Annotated in this window: 19 protein-coding genes; 10 read left to right on the plus strand and 9 right to left on the minus strand. The window is 56.1% G+C overall.

Annotated features, from left to right (window positions below; translation table 11 throughout):
- Positions 1-163 precede the first annotated feature (163 nt).
- Genes ACR0AK_RS12180 through ACR0AK_RS12195 form a run of 4 tightly spaced genes read left to right on the plus strand, consistent with a single transcriptional unit; the run spans position 164 to position 4,725 of the window.
- The gene (locus ACR0AK_RS12180) at positions 164-823 is read left to right on the plus strand and encodes an ABC transporter ATP-binding protein (RefSeq protein WP_170558908.1); all 660 of its coding nucleotides are present in this window, start codon (positions 164-166) and stop codon (positions 821-823) included.
- Positions 801-2,375 (plus strand): KpsE/RkpR family capsule polysaccharide export protein, encoded by a 1,575-nt coding sequence (locus ACR0AK_RS12185; RefSeq protein ID WP_480793475.1) that lies wholly within the window; start codon positions 801-803, stop codon positions 2,373-2,375. Before ACR0AK_RS12180 ends, ACR0AK_RS12185 begins: the two co-directional genes overlap by 23 nt.
- Positions 2,376-2,380: 5 nt before the next feature.
- On the plus strand, positions 2,381-3,214 hold the full coding sequence (gene kdsA, locus ACR0AK_RS12190; protein WP_170558911.1) for a 3-deoxy-8-phosphooctulonate synthase: 834 nt from the start codon (positions 2,381-2,383) through the stop codon (positions 3,212-3,214).
- Between the two features lie 14 nt (positions 3,215-3,228).
- Positions 3,229-4,725: a phosphomannomutase/phosphoglucomutase gene (locus ACR0AK_RS12195; protein WP_480793476.1), complete on the plus strand. Its 1,497-nt coding sequence runs from the start codon at positions 3,229-3,231 to the stop codon at positions 4,723-4,725.
- 57 nt (positions 4,726-4,782) lie between these two features.
- Here the strand turns inward: ACR0AK_RS12195 and ACR0AK_RS12200 are convergent, their stop codons facing one another.
- Positions 4,783-6,732 (minus strand): AsmA family protein, encoded by a 1,950-nt coding sequence (locus ACR0AK_RS12200; RefSeq protein ID WP_480793477.1) that lies wholly within the window; start codon positions 6,730-6,732, stop codon positions 4,783-4,785.
- Positions 6,733-6,827: 95 nt separating this feature from the next.
- Here ACR0AK_RS12200 and rimO point away from each other — a divergent pair, with 95 nt between their 5' ends.
- On the plus strand, positions 6,828-8,216 hold the full coding sequence (rimO, locus tag ACR0AK_RS12205) for a 30S ribosomal protein S12 methylthiotransferase RimO (RefSeq protein ID WP_480793478.1): 1,389 nt from the start codon (positions 6,828-6,830) through the stop codon (positions 8,214-8,216).
- A gap of 611 nt (positions 8,217-8,827) precedes the next feature.
- Here rimO and ACR0AK_RS12210 read toward each other — a convergent pair.
- Positions 8,828-9,016, minus strand: coding sequence for a hypothetical protein (locus tag ACR0AK_RS12210; RefSeq protein WP_170558919.1), 189 nt, complete (start codon positions 9,014-9,016; stop codon positions 8,828-8,830).
- A gap of 213 nt (positions 9,017-9,229) precedes the next feature.
- Between ACR0AK_RS12210 and ACR0AK_RS12215 the strand changes: the two genes are divergently transcribed.
- Positions 9,230-9,472 (plus strand): CDGSH iron-sulfur domain-containing protein, encoded by a 243-nt coding sequence (locus ACR0AK_RS12215; RefSeq protein ID WP_170558921.1) that lies wholly within the window; start codon positions 9,230-9,232, stop codon positions 9,470-9,472.
- On the opposite strand, the gene ACR0AK_RS12220 is transcribed toward ACR0AK_RS12215, so the two are convergent.
- From ACR0AK_RS12220 to ACR0AK_RS12235, 4 genes are all read right to left on the minus strand, one after another.
- Positions 9,473-9,733, minus strand: a complete 261-nt coding sequence (locus ACR0AK_RS12220; RefSeq protein WP_480793479.1) for a DUF6455 family protein — start codon at positions 9,731-9,733, stop codon at positions 9,473-9,475. It lies immediately after the preceding gene.
- A gap of 78 nt (positions 9,734-9,811) precedes the next feature.
- Positions 9,812-10,075 carry a DUF6455 family protein gene (locus ACR0AK_RS12225; protein ID WP_480793480.1) on the minus strand — a complete coding sequence of 88 codons (264 nt, stop codon included), beginning with the start codon at positions 10,073-10,075 and terminating at the stop codon, positions 9,812-9,814.
- A 68-nt stretch (positions 10,076-10,143) separates the two neighbouring features.
- On the minus strand, positions 10,144-10,503 hold the full coding sequence (locus ACR0AK_RS12230; protein WP_438826308.1) for a YigZ family protein: 360 nt from the start codon (positions 10,501-10,503) through the stop codon (positions 10,144-10,146).
- A gap of 5 nt (positions 10,504-10,508) precedes the next feature.
- On the minus strand, positions 10,509-11,216 hold the full coding sequence (locus ACR0AK_RS12235) for a M48 family metallopeptidase (protein WP_480793481.1): 708 nt from the start codon (positions 11,214-11,216) through the stop codon (positions 10,509-10,511).
- Between the two features lie 122 nt (positions 11,217-11,338).
- Here ACR0AK_RS12235 and ACR0AK_RS12240 point away from each other — a divergent pair, with 122 nt between their 5' ends.
- Complete coding sequence (locus tag ACR0AK_RS12240; RefSeq protein ID WP_170558931.1) at positions 11,339-11,587, plus strand: hypothetical protein; 249 nt, start codon at positions 11,339-11,341, stop codon at positions 11,585-11,587.
- Here the strand turns inward: ACR0AK_RS12240 and ACR0AK_RS12245 are convergent.
- Positions 11,575-11,955, minus strand: a complete 381-nt coding sequence (locus ACR0AK_RS12245; RefSeq protein ID WP_480793482.1) for a DUF167 domain-containing protein — start codon at positions 11,953-11,955, stop codon at positions 11,575-11,577. The genes ACR0AK_RS12240 and ACR0AK_RS12245 overlap by 13 nt on opposite strands.
- Before the next feature lie 33 nt (positions 11,956-11,988).
- Here ACR0AK_RS12245 and ACR0AK_RS12250 point away from each other — a divergent pair, with 33 nt between their 5' ends.
- Together ACR0AK_RS12250 and ACR0AK_RS12255 are read left to right on the plus strand one after the other, a co-directional pair.
- The gene (locus tag ACR0AK_RS12250) at positions 11,989-12,567 is read left to right on the plus strand and encodes a nitroreductase family protein (RefSeq protein WP_480793483.1); all 579 of its coding nucleotides are present in this window, start codon (positions 11,989-11,991) and stop codon (positions 12,565-12,567) included.
- On the plus strand, positions 12,564-13,262 hold the full coding sequence (locus ACR0AK_RS12255) for an EI24 domain-containing protein (RefSeq protein ID WP_480793484.1): 699 nt from the start codon (positions 12,564-12,566) through the stop codon (positions 13,260-13,262). Before ACR0AK_RS12250 ends, ACR0AK_RS12255 begins: the two co-directional genes overlap by 4 nt.
- A 3-nt stretch (positions 13,263-13,265) precedes the next feature.
- On the opposite strand, the gene ACR0AK_RS12260 is transcribed toward ACR0AK_RS12255, so the two are convergent.
- Positions 13,266-13,541: a DUF1467 family protein gene (locus ACR0AK_RS12260; protein ID WP_170558937.1), complete on the minus strand. Its 276-nt coding sequence runs from the start codon at positions 13,539-13,541 to the stop codon at positions 13,266-13,268.
- Between the two features lie 21 nt (positions 13,542-13,562).
- Positions 13,563-13,967: a methylmalonyl-CoA epimerase gene (gene mce / locus ACR0AK_RS12265; protein ID WP_170490274.1), complete on the minus strand. Its 405-nt coding sequence runs from the start codon at positions 13,965-13,967 to the stop codon at positions 13,563-13,565.
- Between the two features lie 135 nt (positions 13,968-14,102).
- Here mce and ACR0AK_RS12270 point away from each other — a divergent pair, with 135 nt between their 5' ends.
- Positions 14,103-14,819 (plus strand): response regulator, encoded by a 717-nt coding sequence (locus ACR0AK_RS12270; RefSeq protein ID WP_480793485.1) that lies wholly within the window; start codon positions 14,103-14,105, stop codon positions 14,817-14,819.
- The last annotated feature ends 76 nt before the right edge of the window (positions 14,820-14,895 follow it).

A 14,895-nucleotide genomic window follows, 5' to 3' on the forward strand; every position in this document is an offset into this window, starting at 1 on the left:
GGGTCCAACCGAAGGAAAAGTCACATTACCAACAGCACATTTGCCGGTACATTGATCATTGCTGTAAAAATTCGACATAATATGGCCCATATAAAACGTAGGATAAAATCCCGGTTACCGGCGCATCCGGTGCAGTATACAAGGTACAAGCAGCAGGCCCTTAATGCTTGAGTTTGAAAATGTCAGTAAGTCCTTTTGGACCGGGACTCGCCGCAAGGTGATCTTGGACAGTGTCTCGTTCCGGGTAGAATTGGGCCGTTCGATTGGCATTCTTGCACCTAACGGAACCGGAAAAACCACCTTGATCAACATGATGGCGGGGCTGGAGAAACCCGATGAGGGCGTAATTCGAAAGTCCTGTAGGGTATCGTTTCCCATGGGATTCACCGGGGGTGTCGCAAACAAACTGTCGGCCCTGGAAAACGCGCGCTACGTCGCCAACATCTACGGGATGGACCCCGACTACGTCGAAGCCTACTGCAAGTGGCTGTGCGGATTGGGAGAGTATTTTGACCAGCCTTTGGCCACCTATTCCAGCGGTATGAAGGCACGATTTACGTTTGCTCTGATGTTGGCGCTGGATTTCGACATGTATCTGATTGACGAAGGTATGCCCGCGACGACGGATGTGGAATTCAACAGGAAGGCCGGTGACATTCTTCGGGAAAAACTACGCACGACAACGATGGTGATTGTGTCCCACAGTCCCGCTGTGCTGGAAAAATTTGCACAAGAGGCCGCCGTTTTGATGGATGGCCAGCTTTATATGTTCGACACCTTGGAAGAGGCAAAGCAGTTATATGACTACCAAACCCAAGGCTAAAATCTACAACTGGCGTCGCAAACGCCGCAGCGCAGGAACGGAAGAAGACCGCGCTGACGCTATTTCTCGGATTCGCAAGGCAACACAGCCGCCCTCCGCCGCCAATGACTCGCAACCTAACGCCGAGACTGATGCCATCAAAAATGAGGGGCTGACCGGACGCCAATTGCGGATGGCACGCAGGCTGGCACAAAAGAACGGGCTGGACGCGACCTCGGACTATGATGCGGTGCGTTTGCTGCGCCAAAAAGGCATCGACCCGTTTCATCGCGCCAACTTGCTGGGGATGGCAGGAGAAACAGAGCAGACCGAGGACCACACAAAGGACAAAGTCACTATTCACTTGCCGCAAACGGTCAACGAAGGTGGAAAGACGCTACCCGGCCCCGAATTGACCCCTGCAGAACGGCGCGCGTTTGAAATTGGCGAAATACAAAAAGACATCGCCCGCCGCCGCCGCCGTAAGCTGTTTACCCTGTTTGTCCGTTTGGCGGTTTTTGTCTTCCTGCCCACCTTTATAGTCGGGTTCTATTTCTACCGGGTGGCAACGCCGATGTATGCCAGCGACTCGGCCTTCTCAATCCTTCAGGCGGACGGCGGCGGTGCAGCTTTTGGCGGGCTTTTGGCGGGAACCCAGTTTGCCACCGCGCAGGATTCTGTGGCCACACAGGAATTCCTGGAATCCAAAGATGCTCTGCTTAGGCTTGAGCGCGACATGGGCTTTGCCGAAATCTTCAAACAAGACTGGATCGACCCAATTCAACGGCTTTCGCCGGACGCCACGCTGGAAGAAACCTACAAGCTTTTCCGCCGGATGATCACGATCGGATATGATCCGAGTGACGGCATCATTCGGATGGAAGTTGCAGCACCTGATCCGGAGATTTCAGTAGCCATTTCCGATCGCCTGCTGTCCTACGCGGAAGACACGATAAACGGGCTTACGGAACTCAAGCGCGAAGACCAGATGCGTGACGCACGGGCTGGATTCGAAATGGCTCAGAACGAGCGGCGGAAAGCCCAGGAAGCCTTGATCGAACTTCAGATTCAAGGCGCATTACTGGATCCGCAAAATGTCATCGCCGGCTTGCGTAGCCGCATCAACGCCTTGGAAACACAGCTTCAGGAAAAAGAGCTGCAGTTGGCCGCATTGCTGGATAACCGTCGTCCAAACCAGGCCAAGGTCGATGGCGCACGTGCTGACATTGCGCGGCTTGAAGTTGTGTTGGAAGAGCTCAACTCAGAAATGCTGGATGTGTCTGCAGGCGAAAACTCGCTTGCCAGGCTTAGTGTTCGAATTCAGATGGCGCAGGCCGATCTTGTTGCAAGGGACATGATGCTGCAGACAGCCATGCAGCAAATGGAAACCACACGGACCGAGGCAAACCGCAAAGTACGCTATCTGACAGTTTCGGTGCGGCCAGTCCCAAGTCAGGAACCCACCTATCCGCGCAAGTTCGAAAATACGATTTTGGCTTTTCTGTTGTTTGCTGGTATCTACCTGTTGATCTCGCTTACCGCGTCGGTCCTTCGTGAACAGGTATCCTCGTAAGACACATGAAACATGTAAAAATCTCCGATCTCACGGTCGGTAATGATCTGCCTCTGACGATCATTGCCGGTCCCTGCCAACTTGAATCTGCCGACCATGCTCAGATGATCGCAGGCAAAATGAAAGAGGCTTGCGACGCGGCCGGCGCTCAGTACGTGTTCAAAGGTTCGTTCGACAAGGCGAACCGCACCTCTGTAAATGCGGCCCCTGCGCTTGGGCTCGACAAGGGGTTGGCAGTGCTGCAATCGGTAAAAGACAGCATCGGTGTCCCTGTCACCACAGATGTGCACGAGAAGGAGCAATGCGCGCCCGTTGCCGAAGTATGCGACATCCTTCAGATCCCAGCTTTCCTGTGTCGACAGACCGCCCTTCTGAAGGCCGCGGGGCAAACAGGCGCGACGGTCAACGTAAAGAAAGGTCAGTTCCTGGCGCCTTGGGACATGCAGAATGTTGCAGCCAAGATCGAAAGCACGAACAACCACAACATCATGCTGACCGAACGTGGTGTCAGCTTTGGCTACAACCGCCTGGTCGTAGACATGCAATCATTACCGGAAATGGCCCGAACTGGGTATCCGGTGATCATGGACGCCACTCATACCGTGGCGCAGCCTGGTGGCCTGGGCGGCGCATCCGGCGGTCAGCGCGAGTTTGCACCCGTCATGGCGCGCTCGGCTGTTGCTGTAGGCGTGGCGGGTGTCTTCATGGAAACCCACCAAGATCCAGACAATGCACCGTGTGACGGGCCTAACATGATCTATCTGGACCAAATGCCTCAGTTGATTGACACTTTGATGCGCTTTGATGCACTGGCCAAAGCCAATCCAATACAGATTTAAGTAAGAGCAATAGCATGACGAAACCCATCCCCGAGGTGACCCCGAACACCTGGAGCTTTCTGCGCGATCCGATGATCAAGCCAACCGGCTTTCGCGAATATGACGCACGTTGGAAATACCCTGAAGAGATCAACCTGCCCGGCATGACGGCACTTGGTCTGGGTCTGGGTACGCAAATGCGAAAGCGCGGGATCGAGCCGGTGATTGCGGTGGGCAACGACTATCGCGACTATTCACTGGCGATCAAGAATGCGCTGATCCTGGGCCTGATGCAGGCCGGTATTCAGGTCAAGGACATTGGTCCTGCGCTCAGCCCCATGGCTTACTTTGCGCAATTCCATCTGGGTGTGCCGGCCGTGGCCATGGTGACCGCCAGCCACAACCCGAACGGATGGACCGGCGTCAAGATGGGCTTTGATCGTCCTTTGACACACGGCCCCGACGAGATGTCAGAGCTCCGCGACATCGTCCTGAACGGTGAAGGCACCCCGCATGAAGGCGGAACATACGAATTCGTTGATGGTGTAAAAGAAGCCTACATCGACGATCTGGTCGGCGACTTCAAAATGTCCCGCCCCCTGAAAGTCGTATGTGCAACCGGAAACGGAACAGCTTCGGCCTTTGCACCTGAGATTTTCGAACGCATTGGCGTCGAAATGGTGCCCAGCCACACCCGATTGGACTACACCTTCCCCAACTATAACCCCAACCCCGAGGCTATGGAGATGTTGCACGACATGTCCGCCTCTGTGAAAGCCAGCGGGGCCGATCTGGCTTTGGGCTTCGACGGCGACGGCGATCGCTGTGGTGTTGTGGATGATGAAGGCGAAGAGATTTTTGCCGACAAAGTCGGTGTGATCATGGCCCGCGATCTGGCGAAACTGTACCCCAATTCGACCTTCGTGGCGGATGTGAAATCCACCGGCCTGTTCGCAAGCGACCCCGAATTGCAGGCCCACGGCGTCAAAGCGGATTACTGGAAAACCGGCCACAGCCACATGAAGCGTCGGGTCAAGGAGATCAACGCGCTCGCCGGTTTTGAAAAATCTGGCCACTATTTTCTGGCTGAACCGATCGGGCGTGGCTACGATTGTGGAATGCGGGTTGCCGTTGAGATCTGCAAGCTGATGGATCGCAACCCGGATCAAAGCATGTCGGACTTGCGCAAGGCGCTGCCAAAAACCTGGTCTACGCCGACCATGTCGCCCTATGCCGCCGATACCGAGAAATATGACATTCTTCAGCGGCTGGTCGACAAGCTGGTTGCAAAAGCAGATGCCGGAGACAGTTTTGCCGGTCGCGCGATCAAAGAGGTCGTCACCGTCAACGGCGCCCGTGTCATTCTGGACAATGGCAGCTGGGGTCTGGTGCGCGCGTCTTCGAATACCCCGAACCTTGTTGTGGTCTGCGAAAGCAGCGAAAGCGAGGATGAGATGCGCGCAATCTTCGCAGATATCGACGCAGTTATTCGCACTGAACCCGGTGTGGGCGATTACGATCAGACCATCTAAGTATACTTGCGTTTCGGGGCACTTTCCTGCCCCGAAACATTCTGTAATTGGCGCGCTTTAGTTACCGCCAAACAGTTTCAAAAGCCCCTTGTTCACTTCGTCTTCCAGTTTGTTCTTGATCGCGTCTTCGATCTGATCACTGTCGGTGATCGTCGTGTTCAGCTCGTTTCCGACTTTGTCCAAGACTTTCTGCTTAGCCTCGTCTTCAAGTTCTTTGGCCTTTCCTTCGGCGACCGCTTCCAGGACCTTGGTCAGGTCTGGCTTGATCGATGGGTTGCTCCAAGGCCCGACGATCTGAACCGGCACGGAAATCCCATTGCCCGAATTCGCGCGCAGCGCAACAGGTGTGAAAAGATAGTCGATATCTCGGTTACCGATTCCGACGCGTCCGGTGCCGTCGGCCCGGAAGTTATCCAGCGACATCAACAGGTCATCGTTCCACAATACCCCCTGGTCTATTGTGAAGCTGGCGGACAGGCTATTGAAGGCAGTTGTGCCTCTCTCGCCGCCGCTGCGGCCCATCAGGCGATCCAGATCAAACCCCGAAATCACACCCTTGCCCACGTCCACGCGGCCCTTGCCGCTGAGTGAGCGCATGATTTGATCTTCAGTCTGTCCAACTCCCAGAAACTCGAACGATCCCGATCCGGTGCCGGACAGGCGCTCAATGCCACCGAGCGCGGACAGCGCTTGTTTGATGTCTATCCCATTTGCGGTCAGGTTGCCGCCGACCGATAATCCGTTCCGGTTATTTGCAACCACCTGCCCGTTCAATTGTCCTGAGAACAGGGTGGCGGGGCTCATCTGAAGAACTGCTCTGGACCGATCGAGGTCAAGCGTCAGATCGCTGGGACCCAGCGTTAGCCCCGGCACGGCAATCGAATTTGCTTTGAGTCGGATCTTGCCGTTGGCCAAGGCCAGCGCAGAAGCATCAATCGGTGTGGTTGACCAACCTTGGTCTGGCGGGGGCGCAGCCCCTCCGCCACCACTGCTGGGCGCATCGTTGAAATGAGTGAGATCAAGATCACCGCCATCCAGCCGGGCGGTGATCTGCGGTGTGTCTGAGATCACGATATCTGCCTCACCTGTCAGACGGTTGTTATCAAGCAGCGCCACCATGTTGCGCAGGGAAATCCGACCATCGCTGGTATAGGTCATCTGACCGGCCACGTCGGCCTCGCGGCCCAGTCCCAAAGGCAGCCCGACGCCGGGCTGACCAAAAGCGGCCAGCATTCGTTCTGTATTCGTCGATTTGGCCAACAACCTGCCGTCCATTTCACCGGCAAGATTGACCCGGCCAACAAAACCAAACTGCCCTCCCGGGGCGGTCATGGTCAGATCCAGAGGCGTAACCGAACCAGACGCATAGGCCGGCAGATCCTGAATCTTTAGGTCGACATCGACCTCTCCTCCCGGGACCGCCATTTGCGCCTGAACTTGCAGAGGCGCTGAAACGTCCGGCCAACTGGCCGCCAGATCGACATTGGCAAAGTCGAACTTTGTTGCACCGTTTTCGATGTAGATCAGGCGCGCGTTCGTCAGTTTCAGGTGATCCAGCGTAACCTCGCCTTGCTGACCTTGCGGCGCTGCACCTCCCGTGGCGCTTGTCGAGGTCGCGCTTGTGGGCGCTGAAAGCTCCCAATTCCCGCGCCCGTCAGAAAGTTCCAACCGCAGAACCGGATTGTCGGCGATCACCCTTTTGATCCGCAAATCCCCGGATATCAGCGCGGCGGCTTCAACTCCTACGGCCAGGCTTTCTGCGCTCAACATTGGTTCTGAACCGGCCCACGATGCGTTTCCAAAGGTTACGGGACCGGTCTCCAGGCCCAATACAGGCCAGAAAGACAGGTTCACATCACCTGAAAGCGTCAGGTCGCGACCGGTCTGGGCGCGAACCTGCTCGGCCAATATCGTGGCCAGCTTGTCGCCGGGCATAAGTAGCAAAGCCCCAATAATCAGGCCGAATACTGCCACTAACAGAAACAGGATGCGCAATAACCACTTCATTTTCTGCTCTCCGCCTTTTTCATGCGTTTTAAAAAGATCATCCAAATCCTGCGTCGCATTTGCAAGGGGAAGCGTTCCCCACTATATGCCGCGCCATGACCACGAACCCGCCAAACCTCCGCCCCGACCTGGCGCCTGCCGCCCGGATGCCCGAGACGCCACGTTCGAACCAGCCGACAATCGGCATGGTGTCCTTGGGCTGCCCCAAAGCATTGGTCGACAGTGAGCGTATCCTGACGCGCTTGCGTGCCGAAGGTTACGGCATATCACCGGACTACTCAGGCGCGGATGCCGTGATCGTGAACACCTGCGGGTTCCTCGACAGCGCCAAGGCGGAATCTCTGGATGCGATTGGCGAGGCTTTGGTGGAAAACGGCAAGGTCATCGTGACCGGCTGTTTGGGTGCGGAACCGGATTACATCCGCGAACATCACCCGCGCATCATGGCTGTCACCGGCCCACACCAATACGAACAGGTGCTGGATGCAGTGCACTCGGCTGTGCCCCCCGATCCCGATCCGTTTGTGGACCTGCTACCCGCCGCCAGCGTACAATTGACCCCGCGCCACTACAGCTATCTCAAGATTTCCGAGGGCTGTAATCACAAGTGCAAATTCTGCATCATTCCCGACATGCGCGGTAAGCTGGCCAGCCGTCCAGCCCATGCGGTACTGCGCGAGGCCGAGAAGCTGGTCGACAATGGCGTGCGTGAGCTGCTGGTAATCTCGCAGGACACTTCCGCCTATGGGTTGGACCGGAAGTATGACGTGAACCCGTGGAAGGACCGCGAAGTGCGCAGCCACATCACCGATCTGGCGCGTGAGTTGGGGCAGTTGGATGCATGGGTTCGACTTCATTATGTCTACCCCTACCCGCATGTACGCGAGTTGATCCCCCTGATGGCAGACGCGGGATGCAACATCCTGCCCTATCTGGATATCCCGTTCCAACATGCCCATCCGGACGTTCTGAAACGCATGGCCCGCCCCGCGGCAGCGGCTAAAACTCTGGATGAAATCGCCGCATGGCGGGCGACCTGCCCGGATATCACCCTGCGTTCAACATTTATCGTCGGTTACCCCGGTGAAACTGAGGCCGAATTCCAGACCCTTCTGGATTGGATGGACGAGGCGCAACTGGATCGTGTCGGCTGTTTTCAATACGAAAACGTCGACGGCGCACGTTCGAATGATCTACCTGATCATGTCCCTGCCGAGGTCAAGCAAGAGCGCTGGGACCGTTTCATGGAAAAAGCTCAGGCCATTTCCGAGGCCAAGCTGGCCGCCAAAGTCGGCCAGACCCTTGAAGTGATCGTGGATGAGGTTGATGACGAGGCCGCAACATGCCGCACGAAAGCAGACGCGCCCGAGATCGACGGCAACCTGTTCATCGACGAAGGCTTCGAAGACTTGAAACCTGGGGACATCGTATCGGTCGAGATCGACGAAGCCGGCGAATACGATCTATGGGGCACACGCACCTGATCCTGATATATCTGTTCACCCCAGATAGGCAGAGCGTGACTTAAGTTTATTGGCTTTGGACCGGATATTCCCGGACCATGAATGAAGACCTCAACTCGCAGGAAGGAGGGTTTTCATGTCATACCTTCGTGCAATCTCTTTCATTTGCATGGCCGCGATATTCCTGTCCCAACTTTATGCCGTTCCTGCAAACGCTGGCACCGCCACTGCTGGAACGGGAGGCATAGTTTTTACCGTGGCAAAATCGCAGCATATTCATAACCACAACGATATCCGCATACACAGGCACTATGCCTCACCGAAAGCCTACACGCCCAAAGCGCAACAAGCGAAGCCGGTAGCCAGGCATGATCCTTACGTTCAGCGTAAGCCAAAAAAGAAATCCTATCTCTACCTGTATGGGCCCTGGTACGTGTCTAAACGTCAATACTACCACCGAAGGTCATTTGGACACGGACATTGATAGCTACTGAGGAGGCGAGCTGACTGGCTTGCGCAACCTGACCCGACACTGCGTCAGCCTGAAGCAGGCAAGAAAAAACCGCCCTGAAGGAGGCGGTCGAATCGAGTTCATAAAGCGGGCGGCCCCAAAAGGGCCGCCCGTAGAATTCTTATTGAGCGACTGGGTTACAAACCGTCTGACCCGCTTCGGTCGTGGCCAATGCAGTACCTGCCGGGCAGCTCGGTGTGCCGTACTTGTCGTATTCAGGCGTGATGTAAACCGGTGCCGGTTCTTCCTGCTGCGAGCATGCAGCCAAAACCAGGGCAATTGCGCTTACGGCAGCAAATTTAAGTTTCATGTCCGTCAATCCTCTAAAATTTTTCATATTGACCTATAACCTCGGGCCAGTCTCAAAATACGACCTCATTGAATTTATTGCAACAAAATCAATCACGGAACTGTGAGAACGGCAAAACCATGCTGCTTCCATAAAGAATCAGATGCGCTCTACACGCCCTGCCCACAGGGTCTATAGTTGATTCACGACATCAGCCAAAAGCGGAGCAGCCACATGTCAGATCAGCCGAAACTTGCCCAAAAAGCCCCATATCCGGTCGAAGTGACCGAAGGAAAAAGCTATTTCTGGTGTGCCTGCGGCAAATCAGAACGGCAACCATTCTGCGATGGTTCACACAAAGGAACACAGTTTGAACCGGTGAAATTTACCGCCGAAACCAGCAAAAAAGTGTTCTTTTGCGGTTGCAAGCATACAGCCAATCCGCCGCTGTGCGACGGTTCGCATTCCAAGCTCTGATCACGTCTTCAAAGCGTTCAACGTTTCCGCATTTGCGCAGAACTCCGGTGCTGAGTTGGCTTTGGATTGCTGCTGCGACAGCCACAATTCGCATTGGCCACTGCAGCCAGAGGCGCGACAGCGGGTCACGATCTCTGCATAGCCGTTGCTGCTCAGACGCCCCTCGACCATCGCTTCGGTCAACGAAACATTCATGCATCTGGCCACCGACCGCGTGAGCCAGAAGTGTTTTTCCACGTCGCCCAAAATATCTCGGATCATTAACGGATCTGCCTTTCGTTCAAGCAAAGCACCAAAACATGGGGCAACGGCGGGGCTTGGTATTTTCCAGCCTTTGTACTAACCGTCCGAATGCGAAGCCAGGCGGTCAAACAGTGCCGTATTCCTGCAGTATTCCGGTGTCTTTCGGTCTTGCGCGGATTGAGCCAGAAACTGTGCGCAATGATCTGGGTTCGAGCAATCCCTGCAGCGCAGTACCGCCTCAGATATCTGGTCAATCGAGACCTCACCACCAATGGCTGCATCTTCCAGATCAACCCCGACACGGGTAGCCATTTGGTCGACCAATTCCGCATGTCGTTTCAGAGTGTTCTTTCCAGTCATTGCGCTGTCTCCCTGTCGCACGGTTTGGACAGGATAGCGCAGCGGTTCGATCAGGCATTTGACTCAGGTCAAGACCCGACGCCGATGTGATCCAGATAGGCTCGCGTGGCATCCTGAACCCTGCGAAAGCGGTCTCCACCGAGTTTTTTGCCCCCATACCAGCGGGTAACGATGATGACGTGGCCGTCCAAGCCGGCCCTTTCGAGCATGCGCAAAATGACCATTCCGGCACCACTTTCGCCATCGTCGGCCTTTAGCGCCCCTGTCGGCAGGATCGCAGCCCAGGTATTGTGCGTCGCCTTGGCATAAGCTTTGTCGGACTTTAGGTCCTGCAGCACGGCATCCACGTCATCGCGGGTTTGAACCGCAGCACCTGATACGGCGTACTTCGATCCGCGATCCGTCAGGATTACGCCTAGTTGGATCATTGAGCTCATTGCGTCAGTCCAAGTTGTCGCGCGGTGTCCCTGACCATCTTGACGCGCTGCGCATTCGGGGGGTGCGTTCCTAGAAATTGATCGCCCGGGTCCGGAATGCGATCAAAATACTTTGCACCGATCAAAGGGTTGTAGCCGGCATTGTAAGTAATGATCGTACCCAACTGATCGGCCTCCAGCTCGAAGTCTTTGATATAGACTTGGGCGCCAACCTCAGCTCCTAGTCTCTGCGCCTCTTCGATACCCGCTCCGTCCGCACCGCCCAACCGGGCCAGTTCGCCGAAAATGGCCGCGCTGTCCCGTGCGTTTCTGGATTGCCTTGGAATGTGACGCAGGATGTGATGCGCCGCTTCGTGACCCATCACAAACGCCAATTCATCCGCGTTGTTTGCGGACTCGATCAACGCGCGGGTAAAAATTATGACCGGCTGATCCTTATTGTCGAGCGTTTGAAACGCATTGGCCTCAGCGTTCGGGTTCAGGTCAACCAAAATCGTAAACTCGCAATTGGCCACGTTTGACCGCCGCAGGCATTCTTTACGCGCCTGTTCCCCAACCTGCTGGCTGACCTGCTGGAAAACTTGTGCTTCGGCCTTGAACTCCCGGGCCTCCTGCGCCCATTCGGTTGCGGGTTGAACGCGCAACGAATTGGCACTGCACGCCGCCAGCAAAAGGGGAAGAATTAAACAGATCAGACGGCGCATTCATAATCCTTTGAAACGGTTGGCCCGTTTTCACGACCATAGCGCGGACCTGCGGCGATCACCACAGGCCGATTACGACAGTACGGGTTGCATTGCGCTCGACGGGCTTGCACTCTGGCTTCATGTTTTCGATTGAGCATGAATTCGACTCGACAGTCATTACTCTGGTGGACGAGGGCCCAAAACCTTTGCAAGAGGATGTCGTCATCAACAGCTTCGCAGAATGTGTGACGCTTGAACAATTGGATCCACGGACAGATAGGATTCAGAGGATCACGTTATCCCCTGAACAGGTGCGCGATCTGGCGGCGGCTTTGGATCTGCCGGAAGGCGTGTACCAAATCCGTGAATCACCGGATCAAGGTGAATAGACAAATACTTTGTCGCGCGACGCCTGACCCCGCCTGAGGGTCAGCGAAGAAGGTGCCACACCCAAGGCGACAGCGAGGATGGAACGCACCGCCCCGTTTGCCTTGCCATTTTCAGGTGGCGCGGTGACGGTGATGCGGATGGTTCCCTGATCGGAAACAATTCCGTCTTTCGCTTCTTTCGGCGTGACTCTCACCTCGATCTCTTCGCCGGGGATGGCGCGCGCGCACAGGTCCGGTACATTTCGCAGCTTTGGCTTGGCCATCTTTTCTCTCTTCTTCTTGAACACCCTTGCACGAACGCGCAGGGGGTGAAATTGATCTTCTGCATCCAGCCGCTTGCCCTTGAAACCCGCCAGATGTTCAACCACATACACAACCGCCCATGTAAAGGAAGTTAACATATGTCCTTGAAGAATCCGGCCGCTCTAAAATTTCTACAATCGCGGCGGTCGCGCCCAGCGAAAACGCTGATTGAACCCGCGCCCACGCGGGACCAGTTGTTACCCCTGCTAACGGCCGCGGCGCGCAGTCCGGATCATGGCAAGCTGGAACCCTGGCGTTTCATCGTGCTCGACAAAGGCGCTATGCCGCGCCTTGCGCAATTGACCGAACAATGTGGCTCGGCGCTGGGAAAATCCGCCGAGGACATAGCCAAGGCCCGCAACCAGTTTGACATGGGCCATCTGGCGGTCGCGGTGATCGAGGTGCAAAAACCGTCAGCGAAAATCCCCGCGCTCGAGCAGACCTATTCCGCCGGCGCTGTGTGTCTGGCCTTGCTGAACGCTGCTCTTGCTGCGGGTTGGGGCGCGAACTGGTTGTCTGGGTGGCAGACACATGATCGCAATTTCTGCCAAAAGGCGTTTGGTTTGCAAGACAACGAACGCGTCGCGGGCCTGATCCATATCGCGACCGAGGGCTCAGCGCCGCCGGAAAGGCCGCGCCCTGATGTGGCCGCATTGACCGAGTGGGTTTCGGAATGATCATCTTTAATGCCTTTTTCGCAGCACTGGGACAGATCGGAGACGCAAAGTTCCGATCTGTCCTATTGCGCGGCGTTGGCCTGACGATCGTTTTTCTGATCCTCGCCTGTGCAGCCGCAATCTGGATAATCAACCGCCTTTCAGGGAACGAGATATCACTACCCTTTGTCGGTGCCGTACCGTGGCTGAACGACGTGCTGAATTATTCGGGCATCTTTGTCGTCCTGATCCTGCCTGTGTTCCTGATGGTTCCGGTCGCTTCGGCGGTTACGTCATTGTTCCTGGAAGAAGTCGCTCAAGCCGTTGAGGACAAGCACTATCCGACCCTGCCCAAAGTCCCAGGCATTCCCCTCAGCGAAAGTATCCCGGACGGGCTGAGTTTCATAGGGGTTCTGATAGTTGCCAACCTGCTGGCCCTTATCCTGTACGCGATCTTTACCCCGCTCGCCCCGTTCATCTTCTGGGGCATGAACGGATTCCTGTTGGGACGAGAGTACTTTACGTTGGCTGCGATGCGCAGGTTGGGTCGTGAAGGTGCACGTAAACTGCGTGCCAAGCACGCTACAACCATCTGGATGGCGGGAATGTTAATGGCGATCCCGCTTTCCGTACCTTTGGTAAACCTTGTGATCCCAATCCTAGGGGTCGCAACCTTCACCCATATCTACCACAAACTGTCGGGGCCAACCGCATAAAGTTCAGCCGCGCGGCTCCAACTGATTCAACCAGTCAAAGTCACGCACCGAAATAACGCCGGACAAGATAATGCCAGCGATTATGGCCCACAGCACCACCGAGATACCGGTGGTGATCCACATCTTTTTCTTTAAGTGATGCTCTTCCGGTGCGCCCGAATGGGTGCCCGGAACGATGTCACCCAGATCACCCTGCGTCTTGATGCGGATTGGCAGCACCACCAGCAAGGTCATGAACCAGATTACGGCGAACAATACGGCCGCAGCAGTAATCGTCATCTCATCCCCTCCGGGGTTTGGTTAGACCTGTTCCAGCTCGACCAGGCAGCCATTAAAGTCTTTGGGGTGCAGAAACAGCACCGGTTTACCATGCGCACCGATTTTGGGCTCGCCTGAGCCCAGCACGCGCGCTCCGGTTTCCTTCAGATGATCGCGCGCGGCGATGATATCCTCGACCTCGTAGCAGACATGGTGGATGCCGCCGGCGGGATTCTTTTCCAGAAACCCATTGATCGGACTGTCGTCGCCCAGCGGGTAAAGTAGTTCGATCTTGGTGTTGGGCAGTTCGATGAAAACAACAGTTACGCCATGATCCGGCTCATCTTGCGGGGCGCCGACCTTCGCACCCAACGCGCTGCGGTACTGCTCAGAGGCAGCCTCAAGATCAGGGACGGCAATGGCGACGTGGTTCAGGCGACCAATCATGGAACTCTCCTCTATTTCGGCGTTGCAGCGGTTATGGGGGCTGATTGGGTAAAGGACAAGTGCGCCAAATTGACGTTAACGCCCTGTTAGCCAGAACTTCCTAGCGTAAGGCATCTGCTGATTAGGAGTTCCGCCATGGACGATTCGAGCCCCTTTGCCTCTCCCGCGCAGCCGACGGCCACGCGGCCCCTGCTGGGACAAACCATTTTGGTTGTGGAAGACAGCCGCTATGCCTGCGACGCTATTCGGCTTATGTGCCTGCACAGTGGTGCGCGTATCAGGCGGGCGGATTGCCTGCAATCGGCGCGGCGTCACCTTCAGATCTACCGCCCGTCTGTCATCATCGTGGATATGGGTCTGCCCGACGGGTCCGGTGCAGATCTGATCGCCGATCTGTCTGAAGCCACGCCCCGTATTGGGGCCATTCTTGGCATGTCGGGCGACGACCAAACGAAACGCGCCGCAATGCGGGCCGGTGCCGATGGTTTTTTGGCGAAACCCCTAAAATCTCTGGCCTATTTTCAGACGTCGATTCTGGAATGTCTGCCCGAAGACCGCCGCCCCAGCAGCCCACATGCAGTCCGGGATGAGGTGATTCATGCCGATCCGATGGCCTATCAGGATGACATGGCCCATATCGCCGACATTCTGGCCGGTCCGAATGATCAGCGCACGCTGGATTACGCGGCACAGTTTCTGCGCGGGGTTGCCCGCGATGCCGAGGATACGGTTCTGGCAGAAGCTGCTGAGCGGCTTGCCGAGTCCCGGGCTGACGGGACCCCGGTAACGGCTGTAGCCGCTCAAGTCGCCGGAATTGTGCAGACCCGTTTGGAACAGCGTGAGGCAATTTGAGATGATGACCGCTTACTTCATAACCGCAACGATCCTGTGCCTTTGGATCTACTGGCAAACGCGCGCCACCGCCCGC

Source organism: Ruegeria sp. BI12 (genome assembly GCF_056537985.1).